Here is a 26,619-nt window from a genome sequence, read left to right as displayed (position 1 = left end):
TATATTTATAAGCTTGTATATTATACCTTAAAAACATAATTGTTTATTCCTTATTTTACACTACTCTTTTAAAAGTTCAAAATTAAATCTTTTTTATGAAAAATAGCAAGTGAAAGTATTAAAAATATTGTTATTTAATTACTTTAATATTTGTATAATTTTAAATAATAGAGACAAGAAAGAAGGCTACAAATGTTAGACATTAAATACGCATTAAATAATAGAGATAGCGTTCGAAAAGGATTAGAAAGTCGTGGTTTTGACCTTGCTTTATTCGATAAATTTTTAGAATTAGCTGAAAAACGTGGACAACTAATGTTCGACGCACAAAACAAAAAAGCTGAACTAGCAAAACTTTCAAAACTATTTGGACAATACAAAAACGAGCCAGATAAGTTAAATGATTTGAAAGCTCAAATTGCTAAATTAAAACAAGAAGAAAGTGAACTTACTTTAAATTCAGATAATCTTAATTCAGAAATTGAAGAACTTTTACTACAAATTCCTAACATTCCTATGGAAGATGTTCCTTTTGGAGAAGACGAAAATGATAATGTTGTTTTAAATACACACCCTGATTTAGGACGTGGTTTGGTTAAAGCGATGCTTCCACACTATGAAATCGCTAAAAAATTAGATATTGTAGATTTTGAAAGAGCTGTTAAACTTTCTGGTTCAAGATATGTTATTTACAAAAATTTAGGATCAAGATTAGTTAGAGCTTTAATTAATTTTATGCTTGATACTCACGCCGAAAGAGGCTACAACGAGTTCGCTACACCAGTTATTGTTAAATCAAAAATGATGTATGGAACAGGTCAATTGCCTAAATTCAAAGAAGATGTTTATAAATTAGAAAATCTTGATGAATATTTAATTTCAACAGCTGAAATTACACTTACAAATATTTACAATGATGAAATTGTTGACTTAAGCACACCTTTTCGTGCTACAGCTTACACAGAATGTTTCCGTTCTGAAGCAGGAAGCAGTGGAAAAGATACTAAAGGACTAATTAGACAACACCAATTTAAGAAAATTGAATTAGTTAAAGTTACAAACAAAAACGATGCTTATCACGAATTTTTAAGCATGCTTGAAGATGCTAAAAATATTCTTGAAAAACTTGAAATTCCTTATCGTGAATTACTTCTTTGTACAGGGGATATGGGGTTTAGCTCTCAAAAAACTATTGACCTTGAGCTTTGACTTCCATCTGAACAACGTTTTAGGGAAGTTTCATCAGTAAGTTATATGGGTGAGTTCCAAGCTCGTAGAGCAATGATTAGATACAGAAACGAAGAAGGTAAAACCGAATACGCTCACACAATGAACGGATCAGGACTTGCTGTTGACCGTGTAATCGCTGCTATTTTAGAACTTTACCAAAACGAAGACGGAACAGTTACAGTACCAAAAGTGCTTGTTCCTTATATGAATGGAATCGAAATAATAAAATAAAAGCAAGTAATCTTGCTTTTATTTTGTGGAAAGTGAAAAATAATGAGAAAAATATTTGCTTATGACCTTGATGGTACATTGCTTTTAAAAGATAATACAGTTCATCCTTTTACTAAAGCAGCTTTAGATGAAGTGCACAAAAAAGGCGGATTAAACGTTGTTGCTACTGGAAGGGGTTTTAAAAAAGTTATTCCACTCATTGAAAGTGGTGAACTTTCAAATATTGATTACTTTGTTTGTTCTAATGGTGCAGCAATTTATAATCGTCTTGAAAATAAAGTTATTTTATTAAAAGAACTGAAAAAAGAAGCTTTTGAAGTAATGAAAAAAACGGCGCAAAAGTATCAATCAATATTAACATTAGATACAACAACATATAATGGAACATTTTTACCAAACGGTAAGTTTCCTGACTGAATGTCACAAGAACAAATTATGGATCTTAACGTTCTTAACCTTGCTTCACTTGAAGAAATCCAAAATATAATTAATGATCCAGAAACTAAAATAACACAAATAGCTCTTCGTAACCCTGCTAATCTAGCTGTGAAAATAACTAATGAAGTTAGAGAACAGTTAAATCCTAATGATTTTGAAATTTATTTAACCAATTCAATTTATACAGATGCTAACCCAAAAGGTGCATCAAAATGAAATGGTTTAAAAGCGCTTTTAGATATGTTAAACGAATCTTCAAGTAATCTAATTGCTTTCGGAGATAGCGGAAACGACGTAGATATGCTTAAAAATGCTTCAATTGGTATTTCCCTTGGAAACGGAACAAAAGAATCAAAAGAAGCTGCAAATTACGTTATTGGTGACCACCAAACAGGCACAATCGGAGAAACTCTTCTCAAAATAATCAACGAACAAAAAATATAAAAAATATGCGTCTATGCGCATATTTTTTCTAACTATTTTTCTTCTTCTTTTTTGTATTTTTTAATTAACAATAATACTAAAAGGAGTAATAATAAAAGACCAATGATTGTACTTGCAATTAATCCTGCTTTGTATTTTGTTGTGTCAGAATTTGCATAGCTTTCATTTTTTTGTAATTTTAGATTTTCATTTTCTAATCTTTGTTTTTCTGTTGAAAGAACTTCAATTTCTGCTCTAAGTTCTGTTGCTTTAGCTCTTAATTTTGAAAGAATATCTTGAATTTTTGAATGGTATTCATTTAATGATTCTTTATCAAAAATAACTTCACCAGCTTTTGTGATTTCGAAGATTTCATTCATTTTATCAACAAGATCACCAAAGTTTGCTTGTTTTAAATCAGCTGCTTTGTATTTTTCAATTAAAGCTTTTAAGTCAGCAATTTCTTTACTGTTTTCAGAAAGAACTTCGTTTGCTTTATCTAACTCTTTAACTTTTTCATTGGCTGCTTTAAGTTCTGTAGCTGCCTTTTCGTATTCTTTTGATTTTTCTTCTAATTTATCGTTTGTTTCACCTCATTTAGCTGAAAAGTCTACTGAAAGATTTTCTAAATAAGCTGATATATATGTTTCAGCACCAGGTTGGAATGTAACTTCTCAAATGAAATCATTCATTTCTTCTTCGCTTCAATCTGAATGTTCATTTTTATATGCTTGAAGTTTTTCTTTGTTTTCTTCAGTTTTTGCTTTTTCCGCAGTTTCTATTTTTTTAAGAGATTCGATTAATTTGTTGTAAATATCTTGATTAATTTTTCTTTCTTTTATTTGTTCTTCAGTTAAAGTTGTCCCTTCTTCTACTGGTTTAACTTTGTATTTAGAAATAACAGAATTTAATGCATTTGCTTTATCAAGTTCTTTTTCAAATAAAACGTAAATAGAAACCATAGATTTTAAAGCATTTGTTAATTTCATGGTTAGACCAGTAAGAATCATTCTATCTAGAGGCTTCGAAACTTCATCTGGTTGTTCATTATATTCTGCAACTGTTTTTTTAAAGTCCTCTTGATAGTATGCAAACCTTTCTTTTTGAAAATTAATAAATTCATCATTTAATGAAACCCCATAATCTTCTTTAAATTTAGCAAAAACAGGTTCCACTTCTTTAAGTTTAGAATCAAAACTTGTTCTCGCATCTTCAGCTACACCTTCTAATCCTTCTATTAAAAATTTATCTTTTTTCTCTTTTGCTCCTGTTGCTGACATAGCCACAACAGAAAGTGGTACAACACCTGCAAGCGATAACGCTCCTAAAAATATTTTTTTCTTCATTTTACCCTTCTCTCACACATATAACGTTTTTTAAAAGTAAATTTTAAGTTTTAAGTCAATTTAACCTAAATTTACTTAATAAATATATAATAAACTTAATAACTGTTTTTATACATTCAAGTTTTTCACATTGTTTATGTGGAATAAATTTATTTTTTCATATATATATTTTATTTTTTTTATCAAAAAAAAAAAAAAAAAGACTGCTTTTTTATGTTAAGATATTCATTTTATATGTCTAAAAAGTAGGTTTTTGTTAATTCTTTGGTTTTCTGCAAAAAAACTGTTGTTTTTTTTGTTGTTTTTTTATTTTTTGTTTTTTAGAAAGTTTGAATATTTTTATGTTTTTGTGGAAAGTTTCACATTTGATTATTGTTATTTCTTTTTAAAACATTTTGTTTTAAAATTATATTATGCTAACTAATTTCACAAAAATGTTTAGTGGTGGTGAAATTTCTTCAACACCTTATGACACTTGATATAATATTTTTTTATGGCTTTCTAGCGTTCTTATAGTAATGCTCAGTTTGCCACAACTATACAAAATAATAAAGGATAAAAAAACCGGAAACATTAGCTTTCTTTCTTTTTGAATCTTTCATATAGGTATTTTAGGTTGAGTTATTTATGGAGCTACCAACCCTCACAATCTTTATAACGTTGTTGTAGCTGATGGTACATCTATTTTTGTAAATGGTGTTATGACTTATCTTCTTTACCATTACAAAAAAGATTTTACAAAAAAACAAAAAATTATGGGTGCAATCGGAGTTGCAATAACTTGAGTAGTCGCAATCATATTTATAATTCTTTTTGTTTATGATCAAAAAACAACAGGTGCAAAACTTATTCAATTACCAGATAAGTTTTCAACAATCTTTGGTATTATTTTCCCTGCCTTTACTACATTTGCTTTTGCACCACAACTTATTAAATCATTTAAAACAAAAAAATGACAAGGGGTTTCGATTTGAATGTTTGTTATTTACGAAGTTAATAACATCGTTTGAATAATTTGATGAATCTTGGGAATTTCAAAAGAATTATATGTAAATCCTGGACAACAACCTTGATCACTAATTGCTGGTTTAATTTGACAATTTATTAGTTTAACTATTTTTGGTGTTCAATTAGCATTTACCTTGTATGATAGACATTTAATTAAAACAGGAAGAAAAATAGAATAACAATTAAGCTTTATTAGTTTTTACTAGTAAAGCTTTTTGTTTGTCTTTAGGTAGGTTTCATACTATTAAAATAAAAAAATCTTACCCTAGGTTGGGTAAGATCCGTTCTATTTTTAATTTGTGTTAATTATTCGAAAAAGTTATTTGTGTTGCCTGTCATTCCTTGATAGACTTTGTTTGCTAAATCCTTGCCATAAAGATGTTTAACAATGTAATATCCAAGCTCCATTGATGCATCCGCTGCTTTTGCTGTTACTATTTTTGAGTCAGATTCTACAACGTAGACATCTTTGACATAGTTATTTTGGCGATAACTGCTTGATCATTCACTTGGAAAAGCAGCAAATTTTTTGTTTGTTAAAACATTTGCTTCAACTAAAACATTTGGTGCATCACAGATTGCAAAAACGTATTTTTGATTTTCTATAAATTTTTGAACAACATTAAGTGAATCTTTGTTTTCCCTTAAAGTTTGCGCACCTTTTCCACCAGGCACAAAAACCGCATCATAAGCATCAATATTATCAAGTTTATTAATAATATGATTGATGTATCCAATTCCATATTGTCCACGTGCTTCTTTAAGGTCTTTGTGGTAGTAATCAATCTCTGCACTTGAATCTGCTCTTTTGATGCAAGAAAGTGTAGTTGTTAATTCAATGTCATTAAAATTGTTTTCGAGTATAACTAGAATTTTCATTTAATTATTTTGCTCTTCTAATGAATTTTTTGTAAAGAAGGTAAGCAAATACTGCTAAAGGCATTAAAACAACAAGTACAAAGATAATAATGTAAGCTCTCAATCAAGCTTTGTTTTCGCTTCTTTTTGATGCGTTAATATCTGCTAAAATAGTTGCAAAATCAGAACCTAATTGTGATTGTAAGTCCATTTTACGTTTTTTGTCATATAAGATTACAAATAAGTAAACAATTGTTGTTCCTAAAATTGTAATAAGTCCAATGCTTAAAAAGCTTTTTACATTTCCATACATTTTATTTAAAACATCATCTCAGTTAACATTAAGATAAAACGAAGATACTCCAGCATTTTCTTCTGGTGCGTGTCCAATACTTCAAACTCCGCCATTAATTTTTCATAAAGCAAGAGTAATTAATAATAAAAGTCCAAAGTAAGTCACAAAGAAAAGATAAATTCAAGTAATTCTAAGGCTTTTCATGACTAAACTTTTTAACATTTCTGCAAACATCGCATGTGATGCTGCATCACCTGTTCTTTGGTTATATCTAAATTGTTTTTCTGTTTTGTTAATTGCTGTGTATGTAATTAAGTTTTTTACAAGTAAAGGTACTGAGATTAATAGAATTGCACCAAGTAAAATGTATCATCCTATTGCGTTTGCTTTATATTTAACTCCAACAATAATTAAAGCAATAGTTGCTAAAAGAGCAATAATTCCAAAGAATAATGATCCTAAAACTCTAATAAAACGTTCTTTTCTTAAGATCGATAAAAGAGCTGGGTTAAGTCCGTCACGGCTTTCTTCATAAATTCTTGTTGGTTTGTGCTCATTTAATCCAATTGGTGCTGTTGCATTTCTAAAATTTAATGAACCTTCTGTATTTTTTGGTTTGAAATCGTTATTGTCATGCATGATTTCTCCTTCCTAACAGTTGAATATAACTAAAGATATTTAGCTTTTTTATTTTTTAAAAACGGATTTTTTTGTTTAATACGATCAATAAAAAGCATTCCATTTAAGTGATCAAGTTCATGTTGGAAAACAATAGCAAGATAATCAGTCGCTTCATAACGCATGTATCTACGTTCGAAATAGCTATATGCTTCAACAACTATTCTTTGTGAACGGTGTACATAACCTTCTTGGCTTGGTCATTCTTCACTAACACTTAAACAACCTTCACCTTCACTTAAAGCGACTTTTTTATCACTCTTCAAGATCACTTTAGGGTTAAAAAGCACATCTTTAAAAATTACATTGTTGTTGTCATCTTGTAAAAAGATATAAAAAGCATTTTTAAGAATTCCATATTGTACAGCAGCAACTCCTACTCCTGGACGAAATTCTGTTCCTTCTTTTTGTGAATCATCGATATGATAAATCATTCTTTCTGCAAGTTCGATGTCTTCTTCAGTTAAAGGAATTGGAACATCTTTTGATTTTTGACGCAACACTTTTTCAGGTAATTCAACTAATTTAATATCAAATTTTTTCTCCATAGTTTTATTATATAATAATAAAACAATATTAATCATAAAGAGGTAATTTTATATGTTAATAAGTTTTGCTATTTGTTTGCACCTAATTTTACTAGGTTATACACTTGGATCATTAAACACTTCCATACTTTTAAGTAAGTTTTGAAAGAAACAAGATGTGCGCGATTTTCATTCAGAAAACGCTGGAGCAACCAACTCATATCGTGTTTTTGGCAAAAGTTTCGCTATCACCGTTCTTTTAATCGATATTGCTAAAGGTTATTTAGCTGTACTTTTAGGTTATGTTTTTTGAAAACACTTTGAAGGACAGTACAATTACATTCCGCTCCTTGCTGGTTTAGCTTGTGTAATCGGACATACTTTCCCAATCTTTTTCAAATTTAAAGGTGGAAAAGGTGTAGGGTGCGCAATTGGAGTTTTAATAGCATTAAATATTGTGCTTCTACCAATAGCTGCTCTCTTCTTTTTTGGAATTATTTTTGCAACTAGATATGTTTCGCTAGCTAGTGTATTAACAGCATTAATAATGATTATTTTTGTTTCGATTCCTTGAATGAGTAATGGAATTTTAGCTTATACCACACCTCAAACATTGCCTTTTTATGCTAATTCAATCGTTTTTGCTCTTTGTGCCTTCTTTATTGTTTTCACACATAGATCAAATATTAAAAGATTGCTTAACAAGAGTGAACGTAAATTTACTTTCTAATTAGTTTTAATAAAAAAACACCTTTCCTGTTTTTTAAGGAAGGGTGTTTTTCGTTGCGTTTTAGGTTCTACCAAAACGTTTCTTAATCTTTTAAGTGAAGACCTTTTGGATGAACTCTCTCTTTGTTGTAGATCACATCACTAATTTTTCCGTTTTTAACGTAAATAACTTTGTCTGCTATTTTATCAATAAGCGGATCGTGAGTAACCATAACAATTGTGGTTCCATATTTTTTGTTGATATCTCATAAGTAAGAAAGAACAATTTCAGATGTGTTTCCATCAAGAGCACCAGTAGGTTCGTCAGCAAAAATAATTTCTGCGTTTTTAGCAAGTGCTCTTAAGATTGAAATACGTTGTTGTTGTCCACCTGACATTTGGGCAGGATATTTATCCTTAACATCCTCCATATCAAATTCAGTAAAGAGCTTATCAAGGTCTAATTTTTTATCTTTGTTTTTTTGTAAATATGCACCTGTTTCAACATTATCATAACCAGAGAGGTTTTGAAGAAGATTGTAGTTTTGGAAGATAAAGCTAACATGTTCTCTTCTAAATAAAGTAAGTTGTAAGTCACTTAAATAAGGTAAGTTAGTGTCACAAACAATAACATCACCATTACTTGGACGATCTAGTCCACTAATTAAGTTTAATAAAGTTGATTTACCACCTCCGGATTTACCAAAAATAAGGACGAATTCACCTTTATTAATTGTCACCGAAACATCTTTTAAAACTCTTGTTACGACGTTTCCTGAGAGATAATATTTTGAAACATTTTTAACTTCAATGATTGCGTTTTCGCTATTCTTGAGATCTTTATGGTCGTCTTTTGGTCTTTTTTTCGTAGCTGCTTTTTTAAGTTTTTTCGCTACTGAACGATCAACTGTAATTTTATTACCACCAACTTTGTTATTTAAAACTTCAAAAACATTTTTCTTTGTAATTTTTGTATCTAAACTTTTTTTAGAAACAACTTGTTCTTCTTGAATTTCGTTTTTTTCGATTTCTTTGTTCATTATTTACCTTTCAATAAGTCAATTGCTTTAATTTTATTAATGTTTCTTCATGTTAATAACGAAGTTACAATAAATACCAAGAAAACAACAACTACGGTAGCTAAAATGGTTAATAAACCAATATTTAATAAAACAGCAATTGAGGCAGTTGATGTTAAGAATGAGCTAAATAATACCATAAATCCTATACCGATAGGAATAGCGATTAATAAAGCTGTTAAAATGAATGGTATGTATATACCAAAGAACATTTTAATTTTTTCGCGATTATTATAACCCAAAATACTTCAGATTGCAATGTTCTTCTCGTTTTCATTAATTAAGATTGTTGAAATAATAATTAAGATTACAATCGACACAAGGAAGCTTAAGATTGAAATTATCGTAATAATAATTTGAACTGTTTTAGAAATTGTTCGCACAAATCCAACTTCAATTTCTTTTGCATCTAGTGTATAAGCACTTGTAATATAAAGTTTATCATCAAAAATTCTTGCGAATTTTTCAATATAAACTGAAGGGTTTTCTCTTGCTTTTAAATATTCTTCTTTGAGAGTTTGAATTGATGCATTTTCAACATTAAATTCTGGGTTTAAGAATTTAATAATTTGGCTTGGTGATTTACCTTCTGAAGATAAGTTTCCTGGTAGCATATTGTCCATGAAAAGAGGATCACCAAATAGTCCATCAAAGAAGTCTCTTTTTTCCGAATCTTCTAATCCGTCAATATCGAAACTTCCGACACTAGGGTTGTAACCAGATAAGCTATATAAGCCTGCTGATCAAATTAATTGTTTTGGTTCAAGTGATTTTGAAAGGATTCCGTTAAATGGAATTGTACCTTCTTTGCGTGGTAATTGATCAAGTCCAATGATTTGATCCGCTGCACTTTTTGGAATTACAAATTCATTATTTATGTAGGTATTAATAATATCAACAACTTTAAATTTGTACTCTGTTTGATATGAAGTATTTTCTATTCCGATTGCTTCATTTATTTTGGTTGTATATTTATTTACATTGTTTTCAACATCAAGTTTGAATGTTGAGCCAACTTTAAGTTTAAAGAGATTTTTTGACACATTATTAATAGCAACAGGAATTTCTTTCGTAATATCGCTGCCATTTTGAATAAATAGATCATCTAGCTGTTTAACTAGATTATCACCATTTTTGTTTGTGATTTCGACAAACTCTGAATCTTTTTGGTATCCATATAATTTAACACTTGTATTATTTAATTTAGCTTGCACATAAGTGTAAAGTTCATCTTGTAAAGGATCAAAATACATACCGTTAAATAAGACGAAGAATTCATAAATTGGTTTATTAGACTCGTCTTTGTCATTTGCAGAATATTTCTTTTCTTTTTCGATATTATCTAAAGCGATTTTTGAGTAACCCTCGATTAAGAAATCACGATATTCTGTTCGTTTGTTATCTGTCGTAATTGTTTGACGATCATATTTCGCAGCTAATGTGTTTCATTCGTAGTAATAGAATTTTCCATCAACTACATTTTCTTCATTCGGTACATAGTGGAAGAATGAATTACGGTTTTCAATTGTCTTTTGTACATCAATAATTTTCTTCAGCACACCATTACGATCAGTTTCATATTTATAAACTAATCCACTTTGAGTTTCCTCAAGTGCTTGTCCAACCGAATCACGCACCTTAATAATTCTAGATTTTTGTGAGTCTGGTAGTGAGTTATAAACCATTGATCAAGGATCAATTGAAACTCCTTTGTCAATTAAAATGTTAACTGAGAATTGTGTGATAAGGTGTCCTAAATAAGGATTTGGATCACCATTTTTGTCTAGATAATTAATTGCTGATGACCTACCAGGAGCAAAGTAATCATTTTGGTATAAATTAAGCTCTGTTCCCATACCCATAGGTACATATAAACTATTTTCAATATTTTCTTTGTTAAGCTCAAAAAGATTGATTGCTCCACCTTCTTTAGTTGGTGTTTGTAAGTCATATTTGTAATTAAAGTATCTTGATTTGTATGTTGAATTAATTGATTTTTCAAAGACACCAAAGGTACCAAATGCAAAAACAGAAATTACACTAGCTAAAATTACTGAGATTGCAAATGATAATAATTTTCCAAAACTGTTAAATAGTAAAGCTGATGAGAATTTAAATTTAATATTTTTCTTACGAATTAAAGTTTGGAATTTATTGTTGATTTCATTAATATTTAATTCAATAATTCCACTCATTAAGTCAATCGCTTTAAATCTGAGTGCACGAATTGAAATTAAGACAATTAAAAGTGACATTGAAACTAGTGGAACAATAATATTAACTAAAAATGAAATTAGTGAAAAGTTAAGTGTTTCAATCGGTATTGTTCAGAAGTTTTTAAGAAGGCTAATTGCTGCTCCATGTAACATAAATCCAGTGAAGTATCCAAGCACTCCACCAATGAAAATTGTAAAGAAAGCAAAGGTTGTCATTGAAAGTGCGATTTGTAGTGGTGTATAACCTTGAGCAACTAAAATTCCAATAACTTTATTTTTACTTGCAATATATCTTTTAATAATAAAGACGATTGAAATAGTTACTAAAGTTACTAAAATGATTAAGAAGATATATGAAACCGTTTTAACAGATTTCATAATTCCTTCTGTTGTAGAAATTCTTAAGCTCCGCTCTGGGTTAAGTGGATCTACTTCTGTTTTGAAGAATACTTTTTGTAATCTAAAGTTTGAATGGATTGAATTTTGAACAATTTCCTCTAATTCTGCCTTAACTTCTCTTTGTTTTGCAACTGAAAAATCAGAAGGGAATTTAACGGTTAAATATTCTTTAACAACATTTCCTCTAAACGCTTGTCTAACTCTATCAAAACCATAAGTGTTAACATAAACTAAAGCTTGGTTTTTTGTATTAACTTGAATGTTATTTTCATCAATTACTGGGTAAAGGTAATCGAAGGTCATTTCGTCACCTATAATAAGGAACTGTGATCCAGCAATATCAATTTTATATTCGTCACTTATTTGATCCATTAATGCAACAATATCAATTGGGTTATTTGGAATTTCTCCATTATAAATTTTCTTGTTGTTTTTCTCAAGTCAAGCGTAATTTGCTTTAGCTACATAAGCATCAACTTCGTTAAATTGTAATAATGTTGAACTGTATAAAACCGCAGTAATTGAATCCATGATTGAAATAATAGTTTCAATTAAATTAATTCCAAATGGTGAATATATTTCTTTATTTTGAGAGATGCTTTTTTGAAGTGAAATAATGTAATCGTTGTCAATCGCAATTTGGAAGACGAAATCTTTTTCAATAACTGGGTTTACACCACCTTGATCAACTTTTTGGTTTAATAATGAATCAAGAAATTCATAAGTTCATTTTTTGTTGCTAAATAAAGTTTCAAAGTTAACTAATTTATTATTAATGAAATAAGCAATGTTTGAGTTATTTTCAGCAGCTGCTCCAACATTATTTGTGTCAGCTAAAAGTCAAATTAAAAGTTGTGGATGTTTTGATCTTAATAATGGATTTAAAAGAATGTCTGGTATTCCAATACTTGATAAACTGATTTGTTTGTATTTAGTTTCAAAAATGTAGTTTAAGATATTGTAATTTTTATAAACATCAGCATCTGCAAAAACACCATTAATAAGGTTGTCTAAAACAACAGAGTAAAGGTTGTGATATTTAAGATGGTAACCATTAATTACATCTAAATCACCGTAATTATCATTCATTTCTGAACTAGCAATGTAAGAAAATAGTTTTGTTAAATCTAATTCGTTGTTATTAATATAGTCAGCAAATTCTGGATATTCAGCGACTAAATGATTAAGAAGTCCGTTTTGATAATCGTTATTTTCGCTTTTAGCAAAGAATACTTCACGCATCATTTGCGGATTAACAAGTGAACGAGTAACTCCGAATTTAGTTTTTTGGTAACCAGCAATATTTTGTGCAGCTGGTTGGAATAATTCGAATGAATTAAAGCTTGCAATTACATTTGGATCATTACTTAAGCTTAATAAAGCATTTAAGAATGCAATTTTACGCTCATGAGTTCCATTTTCTTTAAGTAAAAGTCAAAGTGTTCTAAATAAAGGATATCCAGCTTCTAAATACGAATAGTTTGTTTGAGGAGTAAATTTATCAAACTCTCCAAGTAAACGGTTTGTAATGACAAAGAATAATGAGTCATTAACCACATCATTTGTGGTTGCGAAATAGCTAAATAAGCTTGAAACACTCAGATTTTCTTTTAATAAATTATTGTTGTCTTTGAATTTAAGTTTACTAATGATGTTTTTTCATTCTCTAACTTTTTCAGTAATTTGTTCTTTTGAATATTCAATAGTTTGATTATTCTCATCTTTTCCAGTTCATCCAAAATACTTGTTCAAGAAAGTTTTTTCGATGTTCTTCATGTTGTTTCATACAATTTTATCTTGTGTTTCAATAAAGCTTAAGAAGTATTCGAGTTGAATAAAATCATTAAGTGAATCTAAATTAATTTCGTTACTTGAAGTTCCCGAAGCACTTGGGTTGCTACTTAAAATTGAAACAAAGTCGAAGAAATCTAACTTATCTGGATCATTAGTTGGAATTGTAATGTAAGTATTATCATCAATTTTAATTGATGTTCCCTTACTTGAAAGATTAAACATATTAATAATGTTTTCTTTCATCTCTCTGTTTGAACCTGGATCTGAAAAGACTGTTTCTAAAAATGAACTCAGTCAGTCAATGTTACTAAGATATGCAGTAGCATAGTGTTTTTGGACTTTTTGATAAGAGTTAAATTCTTCATGAAAAATAACATCTTCAATATCAAAGTTATTAACGATTAATTTCTTTTCTAGAATTTGAATAAATCTATTTAAATCCAAACTCGAAATAAAGAATTTGATTCCTGCTTTAATATTTTCAAAGCTTTTTGCTGGATCATTTGGATAAGCATTCATTTGATCAAGTAATTGACCAATATTAGAAAGGAAAGCGTTAAGTATATTAAGAAGTGGGCTGTTTTGTGATTTTGTATCAATTAAATATTGAAGGTCAATATTATCAATAATTTGATTTAAATAGTTTTTAGTATCTTCTCAATCAATTGATTTTAACAATCAAACACCAATTTCGTGGTAACTAATTTTTCTTTGGTAAAACACTTCCTCTGGGTGAGCTTCAACATATTCGTCTGGTACCAAGTTTTCTTCTGCATCAAAATATTTGTTATATGAATTAACAAAGAAATCTTCAACTCTTTCAGTAAATCCTCTAAAATCGACTGAATTAACAAGTCCAATTAATGAATCAATTAGAACTAGTGGGTCTTTAAAAATATTAACAATTGCATCTAAATTAATTGAACCTACAAAACTTGAACCAAATGCAAGTTCTGCAAAGTTGCTAATTTTAGTTATTTCTTGAACAAGATATTGTTTTTGTTCGTTTTTTGGGTGTTCTGAAATTTTTTGTTTAATTCTAGTTAAAAAGTTAACTAAAAGTCGATTTAAGAAATCTCCATTAACATCATGAGAAAGTGAATAAAGACCATCTAAAATCATCTTTGGTAAGATGTTTAAGTTAATTTGACCTGAAGAGAAAATTTTCGCAAAGTCGTTTTTTGTAATACTAATATCAAATGCACGAGATAATGCGTAAATTGTTTCTTTAGTCATAAAACCTTCTTTAACTAAATCTGAGTTTAAGAACGCTTTTTGTGTGTTCTCAAGTGCTTTAGTTAAAGTGTTTTTATTACGCGCTTCAGCTTCAATTTCGCTATCTGGTCCTCTAAAACCAAATGGCACATAAACCAAATTCTGAAATTCTTTTGAACGCTCAACTCACCCTTCAGGGTTAACTGTTGCTTTAATTGTCATTTGGTTTTGTTCAGATGAAATTAAATCTATAAATTCTTTAAGTTCAAAAATGCCGTTTGGATGTCCTTCGGTTGGAACATTTTCTCAATAAAGAATTTTAGTTTGGTTAGTATTATAAACTGGGTGAATAAGAATTAGTTTACCTTTTTCTCAAGTTACACCTAAATTTACAAAGTTAGGTTCAACATCATAACCGTATTTTGATAATTTATAAATTTTTCTTGAATTGTAGGTTAAAACTTCTTTAGTTAAAAAGTTAGTAAACAACACATTTGAATAAGTTATGTCTGTGTTGATATAAGTTGGATCTGGTGCAATGTTAAATTGACCATTTTTTAAGATATATTCGCTAACAAAAGGTGGAATTTGTTTGCTTTTAAAAATATCTACTTGATCACCTTTAGGGTTATTTAAATTAATTTGAGAAGCATCGTTTTTGAGCTTGTCAATATTGATTGGAATTCCAAGAATTTTATTGTCGCTATTTCCAATATTAATTAAGTGGAAAACATATTTCTCATTTTCGTTAAATGAATCAACAGTTAAAGATTCTCTAATTCCAACTAAATCTGTTGACCCTACTTTTTCAAGCACTTTTTTGTAGATGTTTTGTTTAGTGATTGCTAAAGCACCATTTTTAATGTAACTAAATCTTAAATCACGAATTTGTTTGTTTGTAATTTCTGTAAAAGCTTTAATTGATAAATTATTATTTTGAAACTCAATTTCTGAAATTGTTTTAGGTTCATTTAATGAGTAGTAAGAATTGATACTTTCGCTGCTTGTAATATCGTTATTTTTGGTTTTAATAATTGAATTATCATTAAATGTTCGATCTGTAATATCTTGATATTGTGCGTCTGCTAGTTTTAATTTAACATTTGTTGCTTCTGTAAAACTAATTGGACTAGTATTAATGATTGAACCGTTATCTTCACTTAATTCTTGTTTTGATAAAAGTTCACCTTGTGAGTTATATCTTTGAACAAACGATGTGTTGGTTTTTTCTCAATATGAAAAACTTTTAAGATCATCAGTTAATTCATTATTTTCAATTAAACTTTCCAAGAAAGTAGCGTAAGTTCCTGTTCAATCTTTTGAGTGTCATTCATCATAAGTCAATTTATAGTTTTTACGCGCGTAGAAAGTAAAATTTTGTTGAATACCGGTTCATTCAACTGGAATGTTATATTTTCGATTTTGACCAAAAATGAATTTTTGATAAGCAGCTAAATTAATAAACGATTCTTGAATAATGTCACTAAATTCAAATTCAGTGTTAAGTTTTTTATTTAAAATTTTTGCATAAGCATCTGTTTGATCAATATTTATGATTCCGTTTTGGAAAGAAGTGTTTTTAGCACGTGTATAAACGTTTTTTGAAACTTCAATACCAAAACCTAAACTTCTGGCCACTTCACTTGCTGGAACTTTATAAATAAGTTTGTTTTCTAGCATTCATTTTTTACCTTTAACAGCACTAAATGTAGCTCTGTTAAATGATGAATTAGTAAAATCGATATAAAGGTCAGGTAGTTCACTAATTGTTAAATTATTATCTGAATCTTGTTCAACGAAAGCAATATCTTGTAAACTATATTCTTTGTCGAATACAATTTTGTAGGCATTACCTTGGTTAACTGTTTTTCTAATTTCAACTTCTTGATATTCACCGTTAATTCTTTCGTACATTGAAACTAAATAATCTTTTTTAAGTACTAAACTTCTTTCATTACCGTTAAATTCTAGGTTTACTAAAGTTTGTTCTTCTAAACTTTCTTTTTCGAGATTGTAGTTTGAATATAAGTTTAGAAAATCTTTTGTTTTAATATATTTTGAAGAAAACTGTGCTTTGTCTGCCTCATTAGTAAAAAAAGTTGACAAATTAATAAATTCTTGATTTTTAAGTAAATTAAAATCAATAATTTTATAAACTTGTTTGAATTTGGGTTTTCCGTTTTCATCTATCTCAATGTAATGAAGTGCTTTATCATAATCTGCTTTTGAAATATTTTGTGATAAACCATTAACATAATAACCATTGTTAAAAGCTTCACCCTCTGCAGGTAAATTTAAATCAATAGTTAAATCATGTCCTATTGATTTTTGTTTATAACTATTGAATTGTTTTTGCATTGATTGATAAGTATCATTTAACAATGTAAAGATACCAGCAGTTAAAAAAATCAAAATAGTAAGTCCAGAAACAACTATTTTATTTTTAAAAAGTGCTCTCCATACTTCTTTAAATAACCTTAGCATATTTTTTCTCCTTGGTGAATATTAATCGTTTTAAAATAAATTATAAATTTTATTATAAAATAATTTCCAAACATTTTTGCAATAAAAAAACCAAATCCCCCGGTTTTTAAAGGGTTTTGGTTTTATTTGTTTGAATTTTCTAAATCTTTTTCTAAATCACCTGTTAAATTATCTGTTTTTTCGATTAATTTATCAATTGAAAGAAGTTCATCTTTTTCAATTTTTTCTTCTTCCTTCTTAGGAGGAAGCGCAAGGTTTTTAGCAATATATTCGATTTCTTCTGCAATAATAGTTTCTTTTTCAAGAAGAAGATCTTTAATAAGTTCAAGTAATTGTTTGTTTTCTTTAATTACTTTTGTCGCAATTTCTTTTGCTTCTAAAATAATTTTTCTAACCTCTAGGTCAATTTCGTGACTAATTTGGTTTGAGATTGATGAACTTGTAGCAAGTGTTTTTCCTAAAAATGGACTACCACTTTCATCTTGATATTTAATTGGACCTAAATCACTCATACCGAATTCAGTTACCATTCTACGTGCAATAGAAGTTGCTTTATTGATATCATCAGAAGCACCAGTAGTAATTTGGTTTTTACCATAAATAATTTCTTCTGCTGCTCTACCACCCATAAAGCTTGCAATGCTTGCTAGAAGCTCTTCTTTTGTGTAGTTGTATTTTTCGTTTTCAGGCATCATTAAGTTATATCCACCTGCTTGTCCACGTGGAATAATAGTAATTTTTTGAACTTTATTTCCACCAGGAACTTTAATTCCTACAACAGCGTGTCCTGCTTCATGGTATGCAACAAGTTTTAATTCTTCATGAGTAATTGTTCTTGATTTTTTAGCAGGTCCTGCCATAACTCTATCGATTGCTTCATCAATTAATTCTAAGCTAATTGATGAAATGTTTTCTCTTACTGAAAGAAGTACAGATTCGTTAATTACATTTTCTAATTGAGCACCAGAAAAACCAGGAGTTCTTCTTGCTACTCTAGCAAAATCAACATTTTTATCAAATCTTTTTCCTTTGGCATGTAACTTAAGAATTTCTTCTCTTTCTTTAACATCAGGTAATCCAACGGTAATAACTCTATCGAAACGACCTGGACGTGTTAAAGCTGGGTCTAAAACGTCTGTACGGTTAGTTGCTGCGATGAATAATAAACCTGAGTTTTCTTTAATTCCATCCATTTCAACAAGTAACTGGTTTAATGTTTGTTCACGTTCATCATGTCCACCACCAATTCCGCTTCCTCTAGTTCTACCGATTGCATCTAACTCATCGATAAAGACGATAGCTGGAGAATTTTTTCTTGCTTCAGCAATAACTTGACGAACTCTTTTAGCTCCCATACCAACAAATAACTCAACAAAGTTAGATGCTGACACAAAGAAGAACGGAACTTCAGCTTCACCAGCAGTAGCTTTTGCTAATAAAGTTTTCCCTGTTCCAGGAGGACCTCCTAAAAGAATTCCTCTTGGCATTCTGGCACCTGATTGTTCGTATTTTTTAGGATTTTTTAAGTAATCTACAATTTCTTTAATTTCTTCAATTGGTTCTTTATTTCCTGCCACATCAGAGAATTTTTTATCTGATTTAATAATTTGTGCAGGACTTTTTTCTCCAAAAGGACTTCCTCCACCATTCATGGCTTTTGTTTGCATTCTAAATAACACAAAGAATGCTCCAATCATTAATAACACAGGTAAAAATGCTATTAATAATTGTCAAAGAAGATTTGGGCCTTCTACTTTAATAGCAGAAAATCCACCTTTCACAACATCACCAACAGTGTAAATCGCATCACCTTTGATTAAATCAATGTGTGCTGAAGATAATAAATTAATGTTACCATTTACTGTTCCTGTAAGAACTTTTTCACCTTCATGATAGATATACGAGATTGTGTTATTGTTGTTTTGAATTATATTTTGGAAGTACATTTGGTCGCTTGTATCACTAGCACTACTTAAAAGTTTTTGGAAACCTGTAAGTGAAATAGCGCCTTCAGCACTTTTACCAAAGATAAATCACAAAATTCAACCTACAACACCAGCTATTAAAACAAAAGTTAATAAAGCTATTCATGGGCTTCTTTTTTTGTTTGACATAGTCATCCTTTCTATTTAATTTAAATTTAAATCAATAAAATATTAAATTTTTAACTATTAAAATAATTTTATATTATTTTGGGAATTAGAATAAAATTCTTTTCCCATTAAATAGATAATAAATTTTGATAAAAAACGATTTTTAAACTAAAAAAATACTTTTTATGCTATTTTTCCTATTTTTTTCATGCTCTCCCCTTTTCCTTTATACTTATTTAATTTAAATTAAATAAATATTATAATTAGATTGTAAAAGAGAATTAATTAAAAAAAGTGAGGAAAAGTTTATGTGACACGCTCAAAACCCTGCATACATGATTATGATGCAAGCTGATTTACTTAAAAGAAAGATGGTTAAATCTTTAGTTCTTTGATTAATTGTTTATCCTATATTAATATGTATTCCATTTGGTCTTATAGCTGGTTTATATGGAAAACAAATTGTACAAGTTGGTATAGAAAATTATGATTATAAAAATATAAATATTGCTTTGTTAGCTTTTTGTGGTTTTTATCTTTTTATAATAGGAATAGCTTCTTTTGTAACTTTTATTTCAACAATTGTAAAGTGTTTTTCATACACAGGAAATATTCAAACATTTTTATTGTCTAGCGGATATTTTGGTTTATATAATTTTGGTATTTGTAGAACATTCTTTATTATCGGAATTTTCTTTCCAATATTTTATTTAATTGCCATGATTATGACCATTTCAAGAGCTTCTGCTTTAAAAAGAAATTTAGCTTTAGCAATGAGTACTCAACAAAATCAATGAAATTAACTAAAATAAACAATTAAAAAGGAGAAATATGAAAATTTTAACAAAAAACGGAAAAGCTTTTATGGATATCATTAAGAAGTATTTAAAACCTTCTTTAATCACTATTGCGGTTGTTTGTTTAATTGGTATTTTAGGAACAACGATTAGAAAACTTTGAGTTAACAACTGAAATTTTGGAAGTGTAAATTACGGCGGAATTATCGGTGGTGGTATTGGTGCATTTTTTGGACTTGTAGCTCTACTAGTTATTATTTTTGTTGTTTTAAGATATACACTATTTAAAGGTCCTTTTTATATGATTGTTGAAAAAACAATTCATGAATTTGTCTTAGAACCATTAAATGAATTTTTTACAACCAAAGAAAGTAGATATGACTTATATTGCATGCAAGATGAAAAAGTTAGAGTTGATAGTTCTTTAGTTGAAGAAAAATCTCAATCAACAGTAAATAAAATCGAAAAGAAACACGAAGCAGTTGAAGCACAACACGAAGGTGATCTTCAAGCTCTTCGTATTGGCGTAGTTAAAGAAAAAGAAGAACAAAAAATCGAGCAAACACAAGAAGCTAACGGAACAGATAAACAAGAAACACAATTATCTTCAGTAAGTGAAAAAACCTCATTCTTAAACGGAGCAGGTAATAGAATAGAAAACAATACTGATTTTGGTCAAGAACGTAGTGTTTTAAATACCGAAAAGCTTGAATACAAATTGGTTGCTATGGATATTTACATGTTAGATTTACAAGAAAAATTATCTAAAACATTATCAGAAAGAATTAAATCTCAATACAGCAATCAAACACTTTTAAAATTTTATGAAGGTTTTTTAGCTATCGAAGATTTATATTTCCACACATCAAGAGATCAAAAATTATCTAAAAAAGAGAAAAAACTCTCAAAATACAATCTAAATACACAACAACCAAAAAAAGTAAAAATGTCTGGTATGCAAATAGTTTACTCTAAATATTTAGCTCCATTAGTTCGAAATAAAGATGGTGTAATTGATGAAGAAGCTATGGATGTTGCTTTAGATATGTTATTGAAAAACTACACAAACGCTTTAATTAACAACATGGGGCTTCTTAGTTTTCTTCTTACAACAAAAAGACAAAGAGCTGAAATTGATAAAGTTGAAGAAAGAATCAATTCAGAAGATTGACTTTTATTAAAAGAAATGGTTAAATATTTGTTAGAAATTAATATGGGTCCTTCATTATAGTTATTTCTTTCTCGTTTCGTTAAGAAACGAGTTTTTTTATCAAGATTAAAAAAACACCTTTAATTAGGTGTTATTTTGCTCAAACTTAGTTTCCCCTGTTTTTTAATTAAAAACAAATTGTTTGTAATTTTATATTTGCTAGTTCTATTTTTCGATAATATAAATTCTTGAATATTGGTTAAAATCTTGTCTGTTAAATTTAAATTTTCTTCGTGAGCAAATTTTCACAAAAATTTATAAATTAGCTTTTTTTGAAAAAATAAGCTTTTTAAAATCTCTTGCTCAAACAACGATTCTTCTCAGATTTGAAACTCGATATTTGCTTTTCTTTCGTTTGATATTAATTTAATATTTTTAAATAAATAAAGATAAAACAAAGCTTCTTTTTTTATTCTAGAAAACAAATTTATTTTTTGACGGTATTTGTTACGAGTATAATTAGTCTCAAAATTAGTGTAATCATCCCGATAAGGGATGTTATTTTTTTTACATTTTTTTAAAATTTGGTTTTTTCAATATCTATGGAGCAAAGGTCTTTTTGTTTTCATACCAAACACAAAGTTTGTTTTTTTAATTCCATAATAAAAGATGTTTTTATTTCTGTTTTGCTGCATTAAAACACTCTCAAGAAAATCATCTTTGTGATGGGCTAACAAAAGTACATCACAGCGGTTTTTTTGGTAGATTTTCTTAAAAAACTCATATCTTTGTTTTCTTGCTCAAGTTTGAAAATTACCGTGCTCATAGTCATTTTTTTGTAAAACAAGCACCTCAAGTGGAATGTTGTTTTCTTTACAATATTTTTCAACCAATTCTTGATCAAGATGAGCGTCCAATCTTTGGTTGTAGTTTACATATGCAACTACAATGTTTTTGTGTTTATATTTTGATAGTAAAAACATACTATCAGCACCACCACTAACACCAATTAAGTATTTTTGTTTTTTCATAATTATTTTTTAGAGTTAAATTTATTCATAACAGTGAAAATGTCGTTAAAAGAGAAAGAAATTGCTGCTTCAGCACATTTGTTTAAAACAGGTTCTAAAACAAGCATTTCTTCTGGTGTAAATTTACCTAGCACAAAATCTTTAAGTGCTGATTGGTGCGGAACGTTAATACCTATTTTTAAGCGCTTAAAGTTGGTTGTTCCTAATTGATTAACTATATCAATAACACCATTATGACTTCCGCCACTTCCTCCGATTTTAATTGCACTTTTACCTAGCGGAAAGTCTTTTTCGTCATGAATAACTAAAATATCATCTGGTGCAATTTTAAAGTAGTTTGCTAAAGAAGAAATAAATTGACCTGAATTATTCATATAAGTCATTGGTTTAGCTAAAATTAAATCATCAATTTTTGCATATTCACCATTAAATTTACTTTTATATAAAGTTACACCTAGTTTTTTAGCCATTTTATCAATGGTTAAAAAACCTACATTGTGTCTTGTGAATTTATATTGTTCACCCGGATTACCAAGTCCTACTATTAATTTCATTAATCCCCCTTTAAGAAAGAACTTAAATTAGTTAAAATCATCTCTTTGTTAATTAAATTTTTTTGTTGAATATTTTTATATGCATTTTCATTTGTTGTTGCGATAAATAATTTTTCTTTTGGTCTTGAAGTTGCTGTATAAAGCATTTTTTTAGATAACATAAAATCATGTTTTGGATGAACAACAAAGATAACTTCATCAATCTCGCTACCTTGAAATTTATGTACTGTAACACCGTATCCAAGCCCAATTTGTTGGTTAAATTCAGTTTCGGTGTAATCTACAATTTTCTCTTCGTCATTATTTTTGAATAAAACTTTAATGATTTTTGTTTTATCAGGTAGTTGAACTATATCTTTAATGTATCCAAAATCACCATTTGAAATTTCTTCTTCGATTCTGTTTTCAAGTTGAATTATTTTATCGTTAATTTTAAAGTTTACTTGCACATTTTTTCTTTTGTATTTATAAACAATTTGGCCATTAGGATTAATCTTTTCTTGGATTTTATTATTAATATTAATAAGTCCTTCTTCCCCTTTGTAGGTTGGGCACAAAATTGTAATATCATCTAAATCTTTTTCTTTTAAACGCTCGCAATAAAGGTCTACAAGTGAATTTGTAAAGTCAAATTTATCACAAATATATTCTTCAACAACACCTTGTTCAAATTGTGCTAATTTACCTGTTTTGATTGAATTAAAATGTTCTCAAATTGTTTTTGAATCACTTCTAAAGTATTCTTTTAAATATGTGGTCGGAAACTTGTTCGATTTAATTAAATCTTCAAGTAGGTTTCCAGGTCCAATGGCAGGGAGTTGATCAACATCACCGATTAACACAATTTTTTCAAGGTTTTCACAAACTGTTAGTAATTTATAAAAAATATTTAAATTAACCATTGAAAACTCATCAATAATTAAAACTTTAATATCTTCTTTATCAATATCTGTAGGTATAAAATCATCATCACTTGAAATTCTTAAAAAACTATGGATTGTTTTGACTTTTCCATCTATTTTTGAACTAACATTTGAAGCTGCGCGACCTGTTGGAGCGAGAATAGCAAAATCATTTAAGTTTGTATATTTGTTGTTTTTAAGGGTTTGAAAAATTTTATCAATTAAGAAGGTTTTTCCTGTCCCAGGGCCACCGGTAATTATCGACACATTGTTTAATAAAAAATGTTCATAAGCTTCTTGTTGGTTGCTAGAAAGGTTTTTAAGTTGTTTAGGATCTAAAGAATTTAGAAGATAAATTTTACTATTAGAAAGTTCTGTTAATTTATCTTTGATGAAAAGTTCTTTTTCGTAAGTTGAATTTAGTGTGCAATAAAATTTTCCATAAATATCTTTAGTTATTAAAAATCTATTATCAATTTGTTCGAAAATTAATTGCTCAAGTTCGATAAAAGGTAAATCGAAGTATTGCTGCATATTGTGGAATAATTTATCAATCTGAATGATTGTGGAATTATCATTTTCAAGCTCAGTCATTATGTGTTTAATGTATGCTTTAACTCTTTGTTCAGAAGTTATGCTTCAGTTTAGTAAGAGCGCAAAACTATCAACCTCTTCAAGTTTAAAATTATATTTAAAATAAAGAATGTAAGGGTTGTTGTGAGTGTAATATTCTACTAAATCTTTGTGTGGTTCTTTTTCTCAAATCGCAAGAAGTTTTTGATATAGCTCAACCAAGTTGTTTTCATAAAAGAATTTAGCTTTTGAAACAACTTCATGTGAATTATCAAGCAAACTATGAATATTCTCTTTGTTGTTTTTATTTTCATAAAATTTTATAAAAGAGTTTAATTGAGTTTCAGTAAGAACAGATAAAAGTTGTTCTTTGTTTGTTTCAACATCATTTAATAATGATCAAATTTTAATCCCGAAAGCATTAAAGATTTTTTCAGCCGTTTTCTTTCCAATTCCAGCAATGTTTTTTGAAAGAAAATCTTCTCAATCAACTTCTTTGTGAGGTTTTGAAACCGGAACATATTTAACAAGTTTAAAATTGTTTTTATACTTTGTTGTATTTGGCACAATTTCAATTTCGTAATATGTTCTTAATTTTGGTGCAACCCCGCCAGCAAATATGGTTCATATTTTATTATTTTCTTCGTCTTTGAAAGAAAGAAGTGCTCATTTATCTTGTACTTGTGACAAAATTTTTACAAATAATCCAACTAATTTTTTACCCTCATTGTTCATAATATTTTAATTATATCAATATATAAAAATTGCATCTGTCTTTTAAAAAATTTAAAAATCCACAATAGTTTTGCACAATAAAATATGTTTATAAAGTAGTGGATAATTGTTGTGGATAATCTTATTTTATGAATAAGTTATCCATAATTTAATAAACAAATTAAACACACTTTTTTCCACATAAATTTTCATATGTGTATAAAAGAGTTTTTCACTTATTTTAATGTTATAAAAGATGTGAATATCTTATGTTTATAAACAAGAAAAAATAATATTTTTTTAAAAATATTTTTTTATTAAATTAATAGAATAAAATTTAAATATGAATAAATTAATTGGTGGTGATTTAAATTCTTTATCTAACTCTTCATTAAAAGCATATACAGATCAATTAAAAGAGTTTTTGAAAAACGAAATTAATGATAATATGCTTTATCAAACTTTCTTTAAAAACATCAAGGTTTTAAAAGTTGAAAACGGAATAGTTACTATTTATATGGTTTCAAATTCTATTTTCTCACTTAACAAGATTGCTTACTTGTTTGATGATAACATCAACAAAGCAATTAGAGAGATATTTGGGCCAAATATTAAATACACTTTAGTTGATAAAGAAGAAATTGAATATGAAGAAAAAATCAAAAAAATAGATCTTACAAAACCAGTTGCTCAAAAGCAAGAGAATACATCTAAAAACTCTGGTTTAGAAAAGCAATTTATATACAGTAATTTAAATCCTGATTATATTTTTGATAACTATGTAAAAAGTGATTTTAATAGCGAAGCAATTAAAATTTGTTCGCAATTAACATCATTAGATTCAGATATAAATTTAGTTTATATTTCAAGTAAATCAGGGTGCGGAAAGACACACTTATTACAAGCTGTTGGTCATGAGTTTTTAAAACAAAATAAGAAAATCGCTTATATTAACCCTACAAATTTCACAAGAGATATTGCAACACTTTTACAAGAAAACAATCAGTTTAAAATTTCAAAAGTTATTAGACATTTTTGTGATTTAGATTTACTTTTATTTGATGATTTCCAAATTTTTGGTGACGGACAAAAGAAAGCTACCAAGAACTTTATTTTTCAAATTATTGATGGTAGGATGCAAAATAATAAATTAACCGTTATTGCTTGTGAAAATGAAATCAATGAGCTTTTAAATGTATTTGAAAACAGAATGATTACTCGTTTACATTCAGGTTTTTTAACTAAAATTAAAAGTCCGGAGAAGGAAGATTTAGAAAAAGTTTTAGACTTCTTTTTAAGAAACAATGGAATTGATATCGAAAAAATTGATGAAAAATCGAAAGATTTTATCATTAGAAACCATTCGAATAGTGTTAGAGCATTAAATGGAGCAGTTAAAAGAATTAATTACTATAAAAAAGATATTCTTTCGTCAAATTATGTTTACGGAGTTATTACAAATATATTTAAAGATGTAATTAAAGAACCAGAAAACATAACATCAGATATTATTTTAAAAACAGTAGCGAAATACTACGCTGTTTCTGTTAAAGATATTTTAGGAAAAAGTAGGGTTTCAAACATTGTTGTGGCAAGACATATTTCAATGATTATGATTAAACAAATGCTAGATTTATCTTCAATAGAAATTGGTAAACTTTTTAATAGAGATCATTCCACCGTTTTAAATGCATTCAAGAAATATAAAGAAGAAGATCTTGATAAGACTGTGCAAAAGTCTTTAGAGTATTTAAGGGATAAGATAACAAAAATCAACTAATATCCATAGCTTATAAAAATTCTTTAAACAAATTAAAAAACACAAAAAGATTATTTTTAGGTATAAAAATGATTGAAAATGATGTTTCTGTTGTTT

The 26,619-nt window shown here is 28.2% G+C and carries 17 protein-coding genes; 7 read left to right on the top strand and 10 right to left on the bottom strand.

Translation table 4 applies throughout. The features are described 5' to 3' along the window. Positions 1 to 192 precede the first annotated feature (192 nt). Together serS and EXC46_RS00265 are read left to right on the top strand one after the other, a co-directional pair. On the top strand, positions 193 to 1,461 hold the full coding sequence (serS, locus tag EXC46_RS00270) for a serine--tRNA ligase (RefSeq protein WP_027333702.1): 1,269 nt from the start codon (positions 193 to 195) through the stop codon (positions 1,459 to 1,461). A 42-nt stretch (positions 1,462 to 1,503) separates the two neighbouring features. Continuing rightward, positions 1,504 to 2,343 (top strand): HAD-IIB family hydrolase, encoded by an 840-nt coding sequence (locus EXC46_RS00265; protein ID WP_027333703.1) that lies wholly within the window; start codon positions 1,504 to 1,506, stop codon positions 2,341 to 2,343. 32 nt (positions 2,344 to 2,375) lie between these two features. On the opposite strand, the gene EXC46_RS00260 is transcribed toward EXC46_RS00265, so the two are convergent. Next, positions 2,376 to 3,668 carry a coiled-coil domain-containing protein gene (locus tag EXC46_RS00260; protein WP_027333704.1) on the bottom strand — a complete coding sequence of 431 codons (1,293 nt, stop codon included), beginning with the start codon at positions 3,666 to 3,668 and terminating at the stop codon, positions 2,376 to 2,378. Between the two features lie 413 nt (positions 3,669 to 4,081). On the opposite strand from EXC46_RS00260, the gene EXC46_RS00255 reads away from it, so the two are divergent. Then, a complete protein-coding gene (locus EXC46_RS00255; RefSeq protein ID WP_223211549.1) occupies positions 4,082 to 4,855 on the top strand; it encodes a SemiSWEET family transporter in 774 nt (257 codons plus the stop codon). A gap of 127 nt (positions 4,856 to 4,982) precedes the next feature. On the opposite strand, the gene EXC46_RS00250 is transcribed toward EXC46_RS00255, so the two are convergent. The 3 genes from EXC46_RS00250 to def are packed head-to-tail and all read right to left on the bottom strand — an operon-like array spanning position 4,983 to position 7,055. Then, positions 4,983 to 5,555, bottom strand: a complete 573-nt coding sequence (locus EXC46_RS00250) for a DJ-1/PfpI family protein (RefSeq protein ID WP_027333706.1) — start codon at positions 5,553 to 5,555, stop codon at positions 4,983 to 4,985. A gap of 4 nt (positions 5,556 to 5,559) precedes the next feature. After that, complete coding sequence (locus EXC46_RS00245; RefSeq protein ID WP_027333707.1) at positions 5,560 to 6,468, bottom strand: MSC_0882 family membrane protein; 909 nt, start codon at positions 6,466 to 6,468, stop codon at positions 5,560 to 5,562. A gap of 29 nt (positions 6,469 to 6,497) precedes the next feature. Beyond that, the gene (gene def, locus EXC46_RS00240) at positions 6,498 to 7,055 is read right to left on the bottom strand and encodes a peptide deformylase (protein WP_027333708.1); all 558 of its coding nucleotides are present in this window, start codon (positions 7,053 to 7,055) and stop codon (positions 6,498 to 6,500) included. A 52-nt stretch (positions 7,056 to 7,107) separates the two neighbouring features. On the opposite strand from def, the gene plsY reads away from it, so the two are divergent. Then, positions 7,108 to 7,764 carry a glycerol-3-phosphate 1-O-acyltransferase PlsY gene (gene plsY / locus EXC46_RS00235; RefSeq protein ID WP_027333709.1) on the top strand — a complete coding sequence of 219 codons (657 nt, stop codon included), beginning with the start codon at positions 7,108 to 7,110 and terminating at the stop codon, positions 7,762 to 7,764. A gap of 82 nt (positions 7,765 to 7,846) precedes the next feature. Here the strand turns inward: plsY and EXC46_RS00230 are convergent, their stop codons facing one another. The 3 genes from EXC46_RS00230 to ftsH all read right to left on the bottom strand — a co-directional run bounded on the left by EXC46_RS00230 (position 7,847) and on the right by ftsH (position 19,043). Further along, on the bottom strand, positions 7,847 to 8,782 hold the full coding sequence (locus EXC46_RS00230; protein WP_027333710.1) for an ABC transporter ATP-binding protein: 936 nt from the start codon (positions 8,780 to 8,782) through the stop codon (positions 7,847 to 7,849). Next, entirely contained in the window at positions 8,782 to 16,929 is an 8,148-nt protein-coding gene (locus EXC46_RS00225) for an ABC transporter permease (protein WP_129622196.1), read from the bottom strand. Before EXC46_RS00225 ends, EXC46_RS00230 begins: the two co-directional genes overlap by 1 nt. 122 nt (positions 16,930 to 17,051) lie before the next feature. Continuing rightward, positions 17,052 to 19,043, bottom strand: coding sequence for an ATP-dependent zinc metalloprotease FtsH (ftsH, locus tag EXC46_RS00220; RefSeq protein ID WP_044888911.1), 1,992 nt, complete (start codon positions 19,041 to 19,043; stop codon positions 17,052 to 17,054). A gap of 320 nt (positions 19,044 to 19,363) precedes the next feature. Here ftsH and EXC46_RS00215 point away from each other — a divergent pair, with 320 nt between their 5' ends. Then, positions 19,364 to 19,825, top strand: coding sequence for a hypothetical protein (locus EXC46_RS00215; RefSeq protein WP_129622104.1), 462 nt, complete (start codon positions 19,364 to 19,366; stop codon positions 19,823 to 19,825). A 28-nt stretch (positions 19,826 to 19,853) separates the two neighbouring features. Further along, positions 19,854 to 21,050 (top strand): hypothetical protein, encoded by a 1,197-nt coding sequence (locus tag EXC46_RS00210; protein ID WP_027333713.1) that lies wholly within the window; start codon positions 19,854 to 19,856, stop codon positions 21,048 to 21,050. A 59-nt stretch (positions 21,051 to 21,109) separates the two neighbouring features. On the opposite strand, the gene tilS is transcribed toward EXC46_RS00210, so the two are convergent. From tilS to EXC46_RS00195, 3 genes are read right to left on the bottom strand one after another with little or no spacing between them, the layout of a single operon-like run. Next, the gene (gene tilS / locus EXC46_RS00205; protein WP_044888912.1) at positions 21,110 to 22,000 is read right to left on the bottom strand and encodes a tRNA lysidine(34) synthetase TilS; all 891 of its coding nucleotides are present in this window, start codon (positions 21,998 to 22,000) and stop codon (positions 21,110 to 21,112) included. A 2-nt stretch (positions 22,001 to 22,002) separates the two neighbouring features. Further along, positions 22,003 to 22,554 carry an aminoacyl-tRNA hydrolase gene (gene pth / locus EXC46_RS00200; protein ID WP_027333715.1) on the bottom strand — a complete coding sequence of 184 codons (552 nt, stop codon included), beginning with the start codon at positions 22,552 to 22,554 and terminating at the stop codon, positions 22,003 to 22,005. Beyond that, complete coding sequence (locus tag EXC46_RS00195; protein WP_044888913.1) at positions 22,554 to 24,764, bottom strand: ATP-dependent DNA helicase; 2,211 nt, start codon at positions 24,762 to 24,764, stop codon at positions 22,554 to 22,556. The genes pth and EXC46_RS00195 overlap by 1 nt, the downstream gene beginning before the upstream one ends. A gap of 322 nt (positions 24,765 to 25,086) precedes the next feature. Here EXC46_RS00195 and EXC46_RS00190 point away from each other — a divergent pair, with 322 nt between their 5' ends. Next, the gene (locus tag EXC46_RS00190) at positions 25,087 to 26,523 is read left to right on the top strand and encodes a DnaA ATPase domain-containing protein (RefSeq protein WP_027333717.1); all 1,437 of its coding nucleotides are present in this window, start codon (positions 25,087 to 25,089) and stop codon (positions 26,521 to 26,523) included. The last annotated feature ends 96 nt before the right edge of the window (positions 26,524 to 26,619 follow it).

The organism is Mycoplasmopsis glycophila (assembly GCF_900660605.1).
Lineage (GTDB): Bacteria > Bacillota_I > Bacilli_A > Mycoplasmatales > Metamycoplasmataceae > Mycoplasmopsis > Mycoplasmopsis glycophila.
This window is presented reverse-complemented; position numbering and strand designations above follow the sequence as displayed.